This is a genomic window from Bradyrhizobium sp. 197 (assembly GCF_023073375.1).
Lineage (GTDB): Bacteria > Pseudomonadota > Alphaproteobacteria > Rhizobiales > Xanthobacteraceae > Bradyrhizobium.
In genome coordinates this window covers 23,794-40,237 of the sequence record NZ_JADPJJ010000087.1, presented here as the reverse complement: position 1 = coordinate 40,237, position 16,444 = coordinate 23,794, and the positions used below count along the sequence as shown (strand labels likewise).

The window sequence follows — 16,444 nt, the reverse complement described above, 5'->3', positions numbered from 1 at the left end:
TGAGCTATGTCTTTTCTTTCGCTTCCCGTTGCCACACTGGGGACGTCACGCATCGGCCCACGACGCGAACTCAAAGTCGCGCTCGAGAGCTACTGGGCGGGAAACTCCAGCGAAGCCGAGCTCCTCGAGGCGGGGAGTGGACTTCGTGCCGCTAATTGGGCACGGCAGAAATCCCGCGGTGCGACCGTCATTCCTTCGAATGACTTCTCGTTTTACGACCATGTGCTCGATACCAGCCTAATGGTTGGCGCCATTCCCGACGTCTACGGCTGGACCGAAGGTCCTGTGTCGCTCAAGACCTACTTCACCATGGCGCGTGGCGCTCAGGACGGTGGTCACGCTCAGCATGGGCCTGGCGTAGCCGCTCAGGAAATGACGAAGTGGTTCGATACCAACTACCACTACATGGTGCCGGAATTTCACCGGGATCAGATCTTTAAGTATTCCTCTCGAAAGCCGATCGAGGAATATGAGGAGGCAAAAAGCCTCGGCTACCAAACGCGCCCCGTCCTAGTTGGCCCAGTCACTTTCCTGAAGCTTGGCAAAAGCGCAAATCCCGCATTCAATCCGCTGTCGCTGCTCGATCGGCTCCTCCCAGTCTATGTCGATGTTCTCCGCGAACTATCCTCGCGCGGTGCTGAATGGGTTCAGCTGGACGAGCCATGCCTAGTGATGGACGTCGACGAAGCATCGCGGGCGGCTGTCCGCTGGGCCTATGCTCATTTCGCAAAGGTTGTGCCGGCCCTTAAAATAATGCTGGCCACATATTTCGGGGCTATCGGCGACAATCTTGAAACAACCTTGGCCTTGCCCGTTGCCGGGCTTCATGTGGATCTGGTTCGGGCACCTGACCAGTTGGACGCAATTGTCGCCACAACCCGTAGAGATCTCGTGGTCTCACTAGGCGTCGTTGATGGTCGGAACGTGTGGCGCTCCAATCTTCCGGCGCTGCTCGACCAACTTGCTCCTATGGTCCAAAAATTGGGCAGGCACCGTGTTCAGATTGCTCCTTCCTGCTCGCTGCTTCATGTTCCGATCGACATTGAGCTAGAGACCGATCTCGATCCCAATCTGAAGACATGGCTGGCGTTCTCAGTTCAGAAGATCAAGGAACTTTCGATATTGGGCAAAGCGCTGGCCGGCCATGCTGCCGAGGTGGCCGATGAACTTGCGCTTTCGGAGGAGGCAGCCGTCACCCGCGAAACATCGCCCGAGATCCACAATGCGAATGTCGCCGGACGAATCGCCGCGATCGACGATAGCATGCTTCGCCGTCGCAGCGCGTTCACCCAGCGTGCCGACGTCCAGCGCGTCTCGTTCGCATTGCCGATGTTTCCAACGACAACCATCGGATCCTTCCCGCAAACGGCCGATGTCCGGAATGCGCGCGCGGCTCATGCGCGGGGAACGTTGAATGACACGCAGTACGAGCAGCTTCTGAAAGCGGAGACAGCCCGTACCGTGAAGTGGCAGGAAGATATCGGCCTGGACGTGCTCGTACACGGTGAGTTCGAGCGCAATGACATGGTTCAATACTTTGCCGAGCAGCTGTTGGGCTTCGCTTTCACCAAGCATGGCTGGGTTCAGTCTTATGGCTCGCGGTACGTTCGTCCGCCTATCCTGTTCGGAGATGTCTCCCGGCCGAAGCCCATGACCGTTGAATGGTGGCGCTATGCGCAGTCTCTGACCAAAAAACCCGTCAAGGCTATGCTGACCGGACCGGTGACGATCCTGAACTGGTCGTTTGTCCGTGACGACATCTCGCGGCGCGAGACATGCCGACAGATCGCTCTCGCGATCCGAGATGAGGTCATCGACCTTGAGGCGGCTGGAGCGACCATGATCCAGATCGACGAGGCTGCGTTGCGGGAGGGATTGCCGCTACGCAAATCGCAGTGGAAGAACTATCTCGATTGGGCGGTGGACAGCTTCCGCCTTTGCTCCTCCCCGGTCGCCGACGGAACTCAGATCCATACTCACATGTGTTATTCCGAGTTCAACGAAATCATCGATGCGATCGCAGCAATGGATGCCGACGTCATTTCAATCGAGACGTCGCGTTCTAAGATGGAATTGCTCGAGGCCTTCAAGAGCTACAAATATCCAAATGAGATCGGGCCCGGCGTCTATGACATTCATTCACCGTGCATTCCCGCAGCGGCGGAAATCAAGCAGCTGATTGTGTTGGCGCGGCAGCGAGTTTCCGATCGGCAGCTCTGGATCAATCCCGACTGCGGACTGAAAACGCGAAGGTGGGAGGAGGTGCGTCCCGCGCTCGTCAATATGGTGGCCGCCGCACGCGAGTTGCGGGCCGAGCCATGATGGGCCGGAGCGTTTCGCCAACGCGTTTGTGAACAAGATGCACGCGCTTTGGGGGCTTACGATGTCCTTGGGAGCTTTCAAAGTTCCCAGCGCCGCGGAATGCGGGCGGGCGTCGGCGGAGGCGGTCGCATACAGCCGGCGACAAGCTCGATTCTCGACCCGACGGCCGACAGCATGCCGGCGAGGTCCGATCAGGTCCTATTGCGACGTCATTAACGCTCGACGCGAAGCACAGCCCGACTTTTTCATTTATCCATCGCGTGGATGCGTCTCATCACAACAATCTATTTTACGGTCCTTACGGAACGTCATACGAAATTCAGGCCCTGGCACGCTCTTCGGGAGAGGTAATCGAGCGTTGTTGGTTTTTGGGGACGTGCCAATGCTGCTGTGCGACGGCAAACTGCCGCTTGTGTTTCAGGGCACGGCAGCCAAACCGGCGCAGGATCCCATCTCGGTCAAGGCACTGCCATCCCAACCGGACAGCGGGCGAGTGGTGGAAAAGTCGTGAAGTTTCCGACAGGAGCGGAAGGCAAACGGCTCCAGATTTCGCGCGGAGTGATATCCGTTTCTCCTTGTTTGACGGCGAATGCCCTCGCCGAAGATCGATCGGCGGTAAGTCCTCCCTGCCGACGAAAGCTGGTGCGATGCGTAAAGCAGCGTCGTTCCTGCGTGACTTTCGCCTGGCCTCCGGAGGAGGCCGGGCTTTTTTTGGTGCGCCAGGCATGGCGCGGACCGCCGTGACTGGCGCGATTCGACCGGAGTGGTGTCCGGTCGATGACTTGGAGGTCAGAGTCCTTTCCTGGGCACCATCAACTTCTTGATGTGCAGCAATTCGAGAAGTTATGCTCTTTCAGAGTGTTGCGCTGGCCCCGACTGTGTAACAATGGGGTGTAACATTGCTGTTCAGGGTTGTTCGGCCGATGCGCCGGGACGGGTCTTGCTTTCCTTCATTCGTGCGGCGCATTCCAGCGGACGTCCGCGCCAAGGCTGCGGGCATCGAGCTGGCTATTCCGCTCGGTGATGATTTCGTTTTTGTGACGCCTAGCGAGAGCGCTCAGGCCGTTCGATTTTCCCTCCGCACCCACAGAGCCCAGCGAAGCGAAGTCGCGCATGGAGTCGCCGCGGCCTATCTAGAGGGTGCTTGGCAGGCCGTCCGCAATGACGCTCCCGTGCATCCGACCCACCGCCAGGCAACGGCCTTGGCAGGCGAACTCCATCGCGTCTGGACGGACAGCGAGAGCCGCGCCCGGAGTGTCGCCATAGTTCATGCGCCGGGTGTCGGCTGGCTGGACGCCGGACACTGAGAGTCACGAGGAGCAGGAAGCTCACTGGGCGGCCGTAACGGAGATGTGGGAGAGGGTCGGCCAAAAAAATAGAGAAGCTGCTCGGGCCCATCGTGGACCGCGTCTTACTGACCAAGGGCATCCGCGGCGTGGACAGCGAATCGCGCGCTCTCTTGATCACCGGCTTTGGATGGCGCTGAGGGACGCGTTCGCAAGCCGGCACCGCAACGCTGGCCGCGACTATTCGTCCGACCCCAAGGCGGGCCTCTGGCGCCCGTGGAAGCGACCATGGACACCTGCCAAGCGCTTGATGCAACGTGGGCTCGATCCGGAGCGGGCATGGCAGTCGGCCTTCAACGGCCGTGGCCTGGTGGAATGCCGGGGCCAGCCACATGAACGACGCTTATCGCGCCGCCTTTTTCGTGCACCTCGGTCTGCCGTTCCTCATTGGACTGCACCGCCATCTCAATCGGGCTTGACTAACCGCGGTTTACGGGTCCGTACGTAGGGTGGTGTGGGAGGGGGAAGCCGCGAGGCTTCCTCCTACCCGATCGCTTGGTTATGAGTGACAGCACGGGATCATTCATTTTAACGTCATTGCGGGACGCCGGGTTCTTGCGTCGCATCTGCTATCATTCGGCAAGATATGAGGCCGGTGCTGTTAATCCTATCTGTCTATTGAAGGCTTCGGCGTCGTGTTCGTCCGGGTGGGTAGTATCGGATACTCGATCTTAGGTAGCCGCCCGGTAAGCGAATTCAGGAACGCGACAATGTCGTTTTCTTCCCCATCGCTAAGCTTGGCGCCGAGCTGGATTTCACTCATCAAGGCAACAGCTTGCTTCAGGCTCCAAACCTGGCCCGAATGGAAGTAAGGGGCTCGCAAAGCAACGTTCCGCAACGGCGCAGCGCGGAAGACATATTCGTCGCCGACCGCCTTGGTGACCGCGAATCGGCCCTTATCGGCTTGCGGAAGCAGGGTTGCGTCCGGCTTCTTCATCACGCCGAACTGGAAGTAGGCCTGTCCACCGACATTGATTCCATTGTGGCAAGAGGAGCATCCCTTCTCCATAAACAGCGCCAACCCTGACTTCTGCTGATCATCGAGAGCATGTGTATTGCCCTCCAAATACTGATCGAACGGGGCCGCAGGTGTGATGAGAGTGGCTTCAAAAGCCTCGATTGCCTTCGCAAAGTTTTCAAAGCTGACCGGTCTCGCCTCGTTCGGGAAAGCATTTTTGAACAAGACGACATAACTGGCCATTGAGTTCAAGGTGTCGAGCACATGATCCGGAGTCGCATTCATTTCGGCACTCGCCTGCACAGGGCCAGTTGCTTGCGCCTTGAGGTCCGCGGCGCGTCCGTCCCAGAATTGCGCCGAATTGAACACCGCGTTGTAGACGGTTGGGGCCCGACGTAGGCCGACCTTCCAGCCGTGACCGACTGAGGTCGGACCGGCATCGACTCCGCCGCTGCCGAGATTGTGGCACGTATTGCAGCTAATGATCTCGCTTGCCGATAGCCGCGGATCGAAGAACAGAATTTTGCCAAGCTCGACCTTTTCATGCGTGACTGGATTGTCCTTTACCGCAGGAATGATTGAGGGGATCGGATGGAAGATCTGCCTGGCGGTTCTCATCAGATCATCGTCCGCGCTAGCTCCTGACGACATCAACAGGCCAATCGCCAAAACAGATGCTTCAGCCACAAGCCGAAGCTCCCGGATCGATTTGTTCATACACCCGCCTCATCAGTTCTGATTGATACGAAGGAAACAGTCGAAAGCGATGCCACACTCTGTTCCCTCAACGGGCCGGCGCAGCATGCACCGGATCCTGTGAAGCGAGGCTGCATCAAATATTCGATTTCGAGGTGCTCGCTGCCGGCGTTCGCCCAAGAGGCTTTAAGCCGTTATTTGATTCGCGAATTCGCTTTGAGCTTAGATCACGACCTTGGTAGATCAGACTAGCGCCTCAACCTTCGGAATGATGGCCGATCTGACAACAATAAGCGTGCCGAAAAAGGATAATTTGTCCGGTGGCCGCATCGGTTCTCCATTGAGCGATTGGGTGGGCAATACGCTCCAGCGAAGTTGATCTATCCGTGTTGCACCGCTGGTCGCGCTCAGCGCTCACGGTGTCGCTGGACAATAGCAACCCCCATGCCAGTCTTGCATCTGACATGCAAGCTGCTGATTTAGGTACAAAACGAGTCCGGGCTGCCGAACAACGTCGGATGTCTTGCTTTGATGAATACATACAGTGTCACAGATGCGACAAGCGCCAGTCCCGGCTAGACATCATCGCTCAGGAAGTTTTGTGATGAGATCCGATTGCCAGGCTTGCCGGCCACACGTGGCACGGCGGTACAAAGATCTACGCTGGCCTACGGCGAAACACTGAGCCGAGGCGCCCGGCGGTGCGCATCGCTCACGATTTCGCCTCGCCCTGCCGACTGAAGGCTCGCCGACTCAGTTCGGGTCGGCTCTTTGCGCGCCGCCTCCGAAATCGCGCTCGTTTGTAACAGACGAGCCCCGAAGCCTGAACATGGCTTGTCTTGAATCCCACCTGGGGTTCGCTGGCAGAGCAATTGCCCATCTCAAATCTGTTACCTAGACTAGAGTTTGACGGTACGACCGTCCGATTTACTCGGATATTCCCATTCGAGACCAGCTGAAGTGCCGGCCTGACACCTGATCGGGCCGCGTGTGGGTTGGGATAAGATAACCATTTCGACCCACTCACGGCCGAGTGGCAGCTTTTGAAATCCTGCGCGCTGGTCGCAAGAATCGCTGAACTTCTGCAGAAGCAATGGTCACTTCGTGCTCTTGCGTTGAAAGACTTCCGTACAAGAGGACATGTTGGTAGGAGATCTTTACATCATGTCCGCAGATGGCCAGGTCGTGAGATCTCATCCGCGTCTTACTGAGGGAAGGACGTGATTGACCAGTTGTCCATGGCTGGTTCAAGTTAGATATGGCGTCGGTGATGGCTGCGATTGACGATCGATTGAATGAGATCCGACACGTGCGGAATGACATTTGGCGCTGTCGAAGAAGGCTTAAAAGCGAGCTGAGTGATCTCGAGCGTAAGGTTCTCGAAGATCGCCTGCTTGAGCGGCAATCTGCCTTTGAACGGCTCCTAGCGACCACGTTTCCTTTTACATTGACACTGTCAAGCAAAATTCGGGAGCCGCAGGTCATTGGCGCGCAAAATGGCGTCGGCTCATAGAACGCATGCGCCTGCGTCAGAAACGTAGGCTCCGTCGCCGCGGACCGCCGCGCCATCATGGCCGCCGCCGAGCTGAAATGCGTCGGTCCTCAGCCTTTTCACCGATGTGCTGGCCCGCGGCGCACGGTGAGCGCCGATAATGAAACCGTTCGGGCCGGCCATCCAGGACCACGGCTGGGGGACACCGATTGCGCCGTTTCTGCGAAACCGCGGTCACCATGAGTAGCTTTCATCCGACAGAGCGATCGAAGAAGCTTGAATCGGCCGTAGCGTCAGGTTGTACAGAGCAGGCGAACGATACTCCAGACTAGGTGTAGCCGAATGAGAAGAGCCGCTATCGCTTTTGCATTATGTTCCGCTCTCGAGCTGCTCGGGCTAAGCGCGAGCGCGGTTGCGGACACAAGGCGGTACGCGTGCACGATCACTGCCGCCGATCGAGAGCCGGTCGGAGTTCGGAACGAGCGGGTCATTCTCACGGTTCAATATGGCTGCCGGATCGCGGATGGTCTCTCGCGTGACGCGGGGATTACAGCAGTGTCGGTCAGCGAGTGGGCTGCTGATAAAGGAACGTACCTAGCGTCCCTGGAATTTCACCGCGCGCTGGAGGGAGTTGCAATTGGGCAACTCTCCGAGGCGACCGGCTTCTCTAGCATGGAAGGGGAGCAAGGCATTGCGGTCGCAACTTCCGGCACGACAGTATTCAAGTTCGCATCTGGCTCATTGGCAGCCCTTTCAGGGAAGACCCTTAAATTCACCACCAAACTTACTGGCCTACGTAGCTTCGAATTGGAGTTCACAGATTGGCCAGAATCTGTTTTTTGGAAGTGACTCGTGTCTTACGCTTTATTTCCGCAAGCGCAGAAATATCCAAAGGAGTGAAGAGAGCGACGGACATTCTGCAGCAGATCGCACTGGAGGGGACTCCGCGCGGAGCTCGATCGGATGTTGCCGCTGGTGCTGCGGGTGATCCGTCAAGAGCCTGGGCGCGCATCTTCCACGGCGACACTCATGTGGAAGATAAGGTTCTCAGCGTGTTCGAGCCGCCGGCCCGAGATCATCCGTAAGGACAAGCCGGCAAGCCCAATGAGTTCGGCAAAATGATCAAGCTGCAAGATTGTCGACTAACTCTATGTCCGGCGGCGCAATGGCGATCCGTTGATCACGGCCATCGCACCTACCAGGGGGCGTGCCGCGGCTGGTGGCGACTGACGCCGGATTCTACTCTGCCAGAACGAGGCCGCTGCGAGAGCATTGGGGGGTATGCATCCCCAATCGACCGAGCAAAAGCCCTGAGCGCAAGCGCGAACAGAAGAAGCGCTGGTTCCGCGATGCCAAGAATGGCGCACGCGATGGACGCATCAGCGTGGTTAAGCGGCGAAACGGCTTCAATCCATGCTGGTAGAAGGATGACGCCGGAATGCAGCGCTGGCTCGCCCTCGGTGTAATCTCAACCTCCGCAACATCGGCCGGACGATGAGCAGCCGAGCCGCTCCGTAGATCTCGGACCCATCATGCTCGCTTCAGGCCCCCGCCGTCCAGCCGGCGGGTTTGTTTTGCCCCATGCCGTTGCCCTAAGGCTGGAAAGCATCAATTTCGCGCCGGGAAGTAGATAAAAGTAGGCTATCCACGGGCCCTATTTGCCGAACGGAGAATATGCGAAGCTTCATTGACGGAGGATGAACGCTCAACGCGAATTTGAGGGCAGCCCGCGCTGATGGAGCCGCTCTAGTGGTGTCCGTCTGTAGTGGGAGCAGCGCCTCGCGCTCATCATCAGACAGGCCTCGTTGTCGCTGCACTCGGTGCCGCGTGCCGGCGTCGGCTCACCGCGTCACGCTCCCGCAAGCGGCGTTAGAAAAAAGTCGACGGGCGAGCGATCCAAGCGCCGAATTGCGTCGGGGCGTGCCTTCCCGAGATGCTGAAGCGAGCTGCAACTGGGCTGCCGAATGACGCAGAACGCCGACCTCTTTACCCCGATTGAGCAAGGGCCAGGAGCTTGCGCCTTTAAGGCTATCGCGGGTTGAGAATCGATCAGCCCCAATGCTCTCCACGAGATCGGGTGTCGCCACTTAGAGCGCGTCTCCACGAGAGATCAACTGGAATGACGAGCGAAGCGAAAGATCGCCTGTAAGTGAAACAACGCCTTCTGCTGACACCTGAGTTCTCTTAGTCATCCAGAAGAGGTGCTGCAGCGCTCAACATCACTTGCTCAGTATCGATCGCAAACACCATGGGCGCATCTACGTGCGCTGAACTCTCTCGAGCCGATCGTGTTTGCGATCGCTCGATGGGGCGCCAAGCAAAGCTGCGCACCGGAGTGACGCCGGCGCGCGGGAAGACTCTACCTATCTCGCTGGCGGAGAGCGCAAGTGATTGTTTTGTTTCAGACAGAGCGTTAGCGGGCACGCCTGTCGGTGCCACGTAGGGTCGGGTTTATAACATCCGCATCCTGCCAGCTATCTAGCTCTACAGACGTGGGTTTTTCGTGTTCAACCAGCGCTGGCACACTCGTTGCAAACCCCTGCGCAACAGGCGGCTGTTAGCCCTTTGCATCGACATGCAGAGGGGCAGGCCGCCCCTGATGGCACGCGAGCGAGTAAAGAAGCCGATATGACCAAGGCTGGAGGGCAGGCATGACATCACCGAGACGCGTCTTGGTCACCGATTCCGTCGACAAATCAACAGCGTCACACATGGCGCTCGCAAGCGCTTAGCCGAGATGAGCTGCAACATTCTGATCGATCGCTGCGGCATGATCCAGAACCCCGCGGAGTTGCGTCCGGTAGGACCGGCCAGCGAGATTGCACGCTTTACACCTCAACGCCGGATCGGAAATCCGTCGGTCTACCGGAAAAGCGCCGCTTCTTCATTTGAGACGACAATCGAAAGGAAATTTGTATGAGCCGAGCAACTACCGAGAGCGTCGCAGAGATCAAGGCGCGCAACAAGCAGCTAATCGATGAGGTGTTGAAGGTCTACCCAGAGAAGACCGCCAAAAGGCGCGCCAAGCATCTGAGTGTTCACGAGGCGGGGAAGTCCGATTGTGGCGTCAAGTCGAATATCAAGTCCATTCCGGGCGTAATGACCATCCGCGGCTGCGCCTACGCGGGCTCCAAGGGCGTGGTCTGGGGGCCGATCAAGGACATGATCCACATTAGCCACGGTCCGGTCGGCTGTGGTCAGTACTCATGGGGCTCGCGGCGCAACTACTACGTCGGCACGACCGGCATCGACACGTTCGTGACACTGCAGTTCACTTCCGATTTCCAGGAAAAGGATATCGTGTTCGGCGGAGATAAAAAGGTCACCAAACTCATCGACGAGCTACAGGAGCTGTTTCCTCTCAACAGGGGCATTACCATTCAGTCCGAATGTCCGATTGGTTTGATCGGTGACGATATCGAGGCAGTCTCCAGAGAAAAGTCAAAGGAATATGGCGGCAAAACCATCGTGCCTGTGCGGTGCGAGGGTTTTCGTGGCGTGTCACAATCGCTCGGCCATCACATCGCGAACGACGCCATTCGAGATTGGATCTTCGACAAGAGCGCCCCAGAAGCCAGCTCTAAATTTCAGCCGACCGCATATGACGTCGCCATCATCGGTGACTACAACATCGGCGGCGACGCCTGGTCGTCACGGATCCTGCTCGAAGAAATGGGCCTGCGCGTCATCGCCCAGTGGTCCGGGGATGGATCTCTCGCTGAATTGGAGGCGACGCCGAAAGCGAAGCTCAACATATTGCATTGCTATCGCTCGATGAACTACATCTCACGGCACATGGAGGAAAAATTCGGGATTCCCTGGTGCGAGTACAACTTCTTCGGGCCTTCCAAAATCGCGGAGTCGCTGCGCAAAATTGCAAGCTTCTTCGATGATAAGATCAAGGAGGGCGCCGAGCGCGTCATCGCGAAATATCAGCCGCTGGTCGATGCGGTGACCGCGAAGTACCGGCCGCGGCTCGATGGCAAGACCGTAATGCTGTTCGTGGGCGGCCTACGTCCTCGCCACGTCATCGGCGCGTATGAGGACCTCGGCATGGATGTTGTCGGCACAGGCTATGAGTTCGGTCACAACGACGACTATCAGCGCACCGCCCAGCACTACGTCAAGGACGGCACGCTGATCTACGACGATGTCACCGGCTACGAATTCGAGCGCTTCGTCGAAAAGATCCGGCCCGACCTCGTCGGCTCCGGTATCAAGGAAAAATACGTCTTCCAAAAGATGGGCGTGCCGTTCCGCCAAATGCATTCCTGGGACTACTCGGGTCCTTACCACGGTTATGACGGCTTCGCGATCTTCGCCCGAGACATGGACATGGCAATCAACTCCCCGATCTGGGGGAAGACCACCGCACCTTGGAAGGACGCTCCGCGGCCGAGCCTCATGGCGGCGGAATAGGAAAGCCGACGCTCGGGCCCTTTCCTCCGCAGAGGAGGGAAGGGCAGGAGAACGAACACAAGAACCTGAAGAGTGCCATGATGACACAGAACGCCGAACACATCCTCGACCACTCCGAGCTTTTCCGGGGAGACGAATACCAGCAGATGCTGGCCAATAAGAAGGCGCTATTTGAGAATCCGCACGATCCCGCCGAAGTCGACCGTATCGGAGAATGGTCCAAGACGCCCGAATACCGCGAGAAGAACTTCGCCCGCGAAGCGCTAACCGTCAATCCGGCGAAGGCTTGCCAGCCGCTAGGTGCGGTGTTCGCCGCGCTCGGGTTCGAGCGCACACTGCCGTTCGTCCACGGCTCCCAGGGTTGCGTCGCGTATTATCGCAGCCATTTGTCGCGGCACTTCAAGGAGCCGACTTCGTGCGTCTCCTCGTCCATGACGGAAGACGCGGCTGTGTTCGGGGGGCTCAACAACCTGACCGACGGGCTTGCCAACAGCTACAACATGTACAAGCCGAAGATGATCGCGGTCGCCACGACCTGCATGGCGGAAGTCATTGGCGACGACCTCAACGCCTTCATCAAAACATCAAAGGAAAAAGGTTCAGTCCCCGCGGATTACGACGTACCATTCGCTCACACTCCTGCATTCGTCGGTAGCCACATTACCGGCTACGACAACACGCTCAAGGGCATCCTCGAGCATTTCTGGGATGGCAAAGCCGGCACGGCGCCTAAACTCCAGCGCAAAGCGAACAACTGGATCAACTTCATCGGTGGCTTCGACGGCTACACTGTCGGGAACATCCGTGAGATAAAGCGCATCTTCGAGCTGATGGGGATCGGCTACACGATCCTCGCGGATAACAGTGATGTGTTCGATACCCCCACCGACGGCGAGTTCCGCATGTATGATGGCGGCACGACACTAAAGGATGCCGCGAACGCAGTACATGCGAAGGCAACCATTTCCATGCAGCAATATTGTACGGAGAAGACGTTGCCCTTCATCAAGGGGCACGACCAGGAGGTCGTCTCCTTCAATCACCCTCTGGGTGTCAGCGCCACGGACGATTTCCTGATGACGCTGTCGCGTATCACCAACAAGGCAATTCCCAATGCGCTGGAGCGGGAGCGCGGGCGTCTGGTAGACGCAATGGCTGACTCTAGCGCGCATGTTCACGGCAAGAAGTTCGCGATCTACGGCGATCCCGACCTCTGCTATGGCCTGGCCGCATTCTTGCTGGAGCTTGGCGCTGAGCCGACGCACGTGCTCTCGACCAACGGAAGTAAGGGCTGGGAGCAGAAGATGCAGGCGCTGTTCGCGAGCTCGCCGTTCGGTAAAAACTGCCGCGCCTTCCCGGGCAAGGATCTCTGGCACATGCGTTCGCTCCTGTTCACAGAACCAGTCGATTTCCTGATCGGTAACACCTACGGCAAGTATCTCGAGCGTGACACTGGAACGCCGCTAATCCGCATCGGGTTTCCCATCTTCGATCGCCATCATCACCATCGTTATCCAGTGTGGGGCTATCAGGGTAGCATGAATGTGCTGGTCAAGATTCTCGACAAGATCTTTGATGAGATCGATAGAAAAACCAGCTCAGTTGGCAAGACGGACTACAGCTTCGACATCATACGTTGAGGCGAGCGCCCCGCCTCATCGTCCGCAGGAACAGCAGCGCTGTGGCGGGGATCCCGGGTTATCCGCCGGGCCATCCTCTTGGTCTGTGCGAATGTCTTGACATCCCCGAAAGAGACACCATGACTTCGCTTCCCACGACCATACAGGACGTCTTTAACGAACCGGGCTGCGCCAGGAATGCGAGCAAGTCGAACGTCGAGCGCAAGAATGGATGCACCAAGCAGCTGAAGCCGGGCGGCGTCGCCGGTGGGTGTGCCTTCGATGGCGCCAAAGTCGCACTGCAGCCCTTCACCGACGTCGCCCATCTTGTGCATGGTCCAATCGCCTGTGAGGGCAATTCTTGGGACAATCGCGGTTCCGCCTCCTCCGGCTCCGATCTGTGGCGCAGAAGCTTCACCACGGACATGAGCGAGACCGACATCGTGTTCGGCGGCGAGAAGCGGCTGTACAGGGCAGTCAAGGAGATCACAGAGAAATACGACCCGCGGGCCATCTTCGTCTACCAGACATGCGTGCCCGCAATGATCGGTGACGACATCGATGCGGTCTGCAAGGCAGCGTCCGCCAAACTTGGCAAACCGATCATTCCCATCAATGCACCGGGATTTGTGGGGTCGAAGAACCTTGGCAACAAGCTCGCAGGCGAAGCACTGCTGGAGCACGTCATTGGTACCGGAGAGCCCGATTACACCACTGCTTATGACATCAACATCATCGGCGAATACAACCTGTCCGGCGAGCTCTGGCAGGTCAAGCCGCTGCTCGATGAGCTCGGAATCCGGATCCTGTCGTGCATCTCGGGGGACGGCAAGTATCGCGAGGTGGCTTATTCGCACCGAGCCAAAGCCGCGATGATGGTCTGCTCAAAGGCAATGATCAACGTCGCACGCAAGATGAGGCAGCGCTACGGCATCCCGTTTTTTGAAGGCTCGTTCTACGGTATTGAGGATTCCAGCGATTCACTACGCCAGATCGCGCGCATGCTGATCGAACGCGGCGCGCCGGCTGAGCTGATGGAACGCACACAAGCCCTGATCGCACGCGAAGAGACCAAAGCCTGGGCTGCGATTGAACGTTTCAAGCCACGCTTTGCCGCAAAGAGGGTTGTTCTCATCACCGGTGGCGTGAAATCCTGGTCGATGGTGTCCGCTTTGCAAGAGGCCGGGCTCGAGATCGTCGGCACGTCCGTGAAGAAATCGACCAAGAAGGACAAGGAACGTATCAAGGAGTTAATGGGCCAGCACGCCCACATGATCGAGGACATGTCGCCTCGCGAGATCTACAAGATGCTAAAGGACGCAAAAGCCGACATCATGCTCTCGGGCGGCAAGTCGCAATTCGTCGCACTAAAGGCGGCGATGCCGTGGCTCGATATCAACCAGGAGCGCTGCCACGCCTATATGGGCTATATCGGCATTGTCAAACTCATGGAGGAGATCGAGAAAGCGCTCTACAATCCGATATGGGATCAGCTCCGCCAAGCCGCGCCATGGGATGAGTTCGACCGAATGCGTCAGGCAAGGACGTTTGCGCAGATGTATGCGCAAGCCGCTGATCCAGTTCGAGACGCGAGCAAGAACGGCGTCAATACGATAAGTCTCTCCAATAAAAATGAGGCCAGCGGTGGCGAGAGCGCGATTGCGGCCCATGGCCTGAACCTCGCCAAGCCATGCACCAATTCCACCGCACGGTGCGTTGCTTGTAAGGACATTCGTTCCGATTTGCAGCCCCCTGCGCTGCAGGCGGCCGAGTAGGGGAACGGCATGGCGGTCGTCACTACCTCGAAGAAAGCCTGTTCGGTCAATCCGCTCAAAATGAGCCAGCCGATCGGCGGCTCATTTGCCTTCCTGGGACTGCGCGGCGCGATGCCGCTTTTGCACGGTCCGCAAGGTTGCACCTCCTTCGGGCTAACGCTGTTCGTGCGCCATTTCAATGAAGCCGTGCCGATGCAGACGACGGCCATGAGCGAGGTTGCCACCGTGCTCGGTGGCCACGAGAATCTCGAACAGGCGATCCTCAACATCTACAATCGGCTCGAGCCTGAGATCATTGGTATCAATTCGACTGGCGTCACCGAGACCAACGGCGATGACGTCGAAGCCTTCATCCGGTTGATCCGACAGAAGCATCCGAAGCTCGAAAAGCTCCCCCTTGTCTACGTCTCGACCCCGGATTTCAAGGATGCCTTTCAGGATGGCTGGGGCAAGACAGTGGCGCGGATGATCGAGATGCTTGTGGCTCCCGTCGACACGGCGAGACCGCGCGATATCTCCCGCGTCAACGTGCTACCTGGATGCCACCTCACGCCCGGCGATCTCGACGAGCTGCGCACGATTTTTGAGGATTTTGGGCTCAAGCCCTCGTTCCTGCCGGACGTCGCCGGTTCGCTGGACGGTCACATCCCCGACGAATTCACGCCCACCACGATCGGGGGCATTGGAGTGGACGAGATTGCGACCATGGGGCAGGTGGCCTGGACGATCGCGATCGGCGCGCAGATGCGCCGTGCGGCCGAGGCCATGCAGGTGCGGACAGGCGCGCCGTTCCGCCTGTTCGAGCGGCTCTGTGGCCTTATCCCAAATGACGAATTCATCGCCTTCCTGAGCCAGGTCAGCGGCCGGTCGGTGCCCTGGAAATATCGCCGGCAGCGTGGACAGCTGGCAGACGCCATGCTGGATGCACATTTCCATATCGGCGGCCGCAAGCTCGCGATCGGCGCCGAGCCGGACTTGTTATTCGATCTCTCCAGCTTGCTCCACGAGATCGGCGCACAGGTAAGTGCTGCGGTGACGACGACGAACTCACCGGTGCTCCAGCGGGTCAGGACCGAGGACGTCCTGATCGGCGATCTGGAGGACCTTGAAGAGCTTGCCAGGTCGCGTGACTGCGACCTCTTGATGTCGCATTCACATGGTCGCCAGGCCGCTTCGCGACTCAATGTCCCGTTCTTCCGGGTAGGCTTTCCGATGTTCGATCGCCTTGGTGCTGCGCACCTCACGATGGTTGGCTATCGCGGCACGCGCGATCTGATCTTTGACATTGCCAATCTGATCATCACCGACCGCGAAGCGAACCATGGGCCGACGCCCGACACCTGGCGATCAAGCTGCGGCGGCCCACAGCTCCATCCACCCCAGTTGCATTGAGCAGGGAGAGAAAACAACCCGGATGAAAGTTGCATTCGCCACTCAGGACTTGAAGCACGTCGATGCCCACTTCGGCTGGGCCAAGAACATCGTGATCTACGAGGTAGGCCCGGACGGGCATCGGTTTATCGAGGCGATCCAATTCGACGGTGACCTCACCGAAGACGGCAATGAGGATAAGCTCGCGCCGAAGATCGAGGCGATCAGGGAGTGCGCAATCCTCTATGTTGCGGCGATTGGCGGCTCGGGTGCTGCGCGAGTCGTCGCCAGGAACATCCATCCGATGAAGGTGCTGCAGCCAGAGCCCATCCACGACCTTTGCGCCAAACTCGAAACCGTGCTGAAGGGGTCGCCGCCGCCCTGGCTGCGGAAGCTGCTCACCAAAAGCCGGGATCGTACGGTGGATTTCGAAGCCTGAAGGAATA

Annotated in this window: 10 protein-coding genes; 8 read left to right on the top strand and 2 right to left on the bottom strand. The window is 58.3% G+C overall.

Translation table 11 applies throughout. From position 1 onward, the window contains the following. Window positions 1–6 precede the first annotated feature (6 nt). The gene (gene metE, locus IVB27_RS20220; protein WP_247347495.1) at window positions 7–2,322 is read left to right on the top strand and encodes a 5-methyltetrahydropteroyltriglutamate--homocysteine S-methyltransferase; all 2,316 of its coding nucleotides are present in this window, start codon (window positions 7–9) and stop codon (window positions 2,320–2,322) included. A gap of 382 nt (window positions 2,323–2,704) precedes the next feature. After that, window positions 2,705–2,833, top strand: coding sequence for a hypothetical protein (locus IVB27_RS42995; protein WP_256464700.1), 129 nt, complete (start codon window positions 2,705–2,707; stop codon window positions 2,831–2,833). 439 nt (window positions 2,834–3,272) lie between these two features. On the opposite strand, the gene IVB27_RS20215 is transcribed toward IVB27_RS42995, so the two are convergent. Further along, on the bottom strand, window positions 3,273–3,437 hold the full coding sequence (locus IVB27_RS20215) for a hypothetical protein (protein ID WP_247408877.1): 165 nt from the start codon (window positions 3,435–3,437) through the stop codon (window positions 3,273–3,275). Window positions 3,438–4,275: 838 nt separating this feature from the next. Then, on the bottom strand, window positions 4,276–5,343 hold the full coding sequence (locus IVB27_RS20210) for a cytochrome-c peroxidase (protein ID WP_018457668.1): 1,068 nt from the start codon (window positions 5,341–5,343) through the stop codon (window positions 4,276–4,278). Between the two features lie 2,026 nt (window positions 5,344–7,369). Here IVB27_RS20210 and IVB27_RS20205 point away from each other — a divergent pair. From IVB27_RS20205 to nifX, 6 genes are all read left to right on the top strand, one after another. Beyond that, window positions 7,370–7,663 carry a hypothetical protein gene (locus IVB27_RS20205; protein ID WP_247347497.1) on the top strand — a complete coding sequence of 98 codons (294 nt, stop codon included), beginning with the start codon at window positions 7,370–7,372 and terminating at the stop codon, window positions 7,661–7,663. A 2,067-nt stretch (window positions 7,664–9,730) separates the two neighbouring features. Continuing rightward, on the top strand, window positions 9,731–11,233 hold the full coding sequence (gene nifD / locus IVB27_RS20200) for a nitrogenase molybdenum-iron protein alpha chain (protein ID WP_018457672.1): 1,503 nt from the start codon (window positions 9,731–9,733) through the stop codon (window positions 11,231–11,233). A gap of 80 nt (window positions 11,234–11,313) precedes the next feature. Further along, on the top strand, window positions 11,314–12,873 hold the full coding sequence (gene nifK, locus IVB27_RS20195) for a nitrogenase molybdenum-iron protein subunit beta (RefSeq protein ID WP_247347533.1): 1,560 nt from the start codon (window positions 11,314–11,316) through the stop codon (window positions 12,871–12,873). A 119-nt stretch (window positions 12,874–12,992) separates the two neighbouring features. Further along, window positions 12,993–14,627 carry a nitrogenase iron-molybdenum cofactor biosynthesis protein NifE gene (gene nifE / locus IVB27_RS20190; RefSeq protein ID WP_247445052.1) on the top strand — a complete coding sequence of 545 codons (1,635 nt, stop codon included), beginning with the start codon at window positions 12,993–12,995 and terminating at the stop codon, window positions 14,625–14,627. A gap of 9 nt (window positions 14,628–14,636) precedes the next feature. After that, complete coding sequence (gene nifN / locus IVB27_RS20185) at window positions 14,637–16,019, top strand: nitrogenase iron-molybdenum cofactor biosynthesis protein NifN (protein WP_247445046.1); 1,383 nt, start codon at window positions 14,637–14,639, stop codon at window positions 16,017–16,019. Window positions 16,020–16,041: 22 nt separating this feature from the next. After that, window positions 16,042–16,437, top strand: coding sequence for a nitrogen fixation protein NifX (nifX, locus tag IVB27_RS20180; RefSeq protein WP_247347502.1), 396 nt, complete (start codon window positions 16,042–16,044; stop codon window positions 16,435–16,437). The last annotated feature ends 7 nt before the right edge of the window (window positions 16,438–16,444 follow it).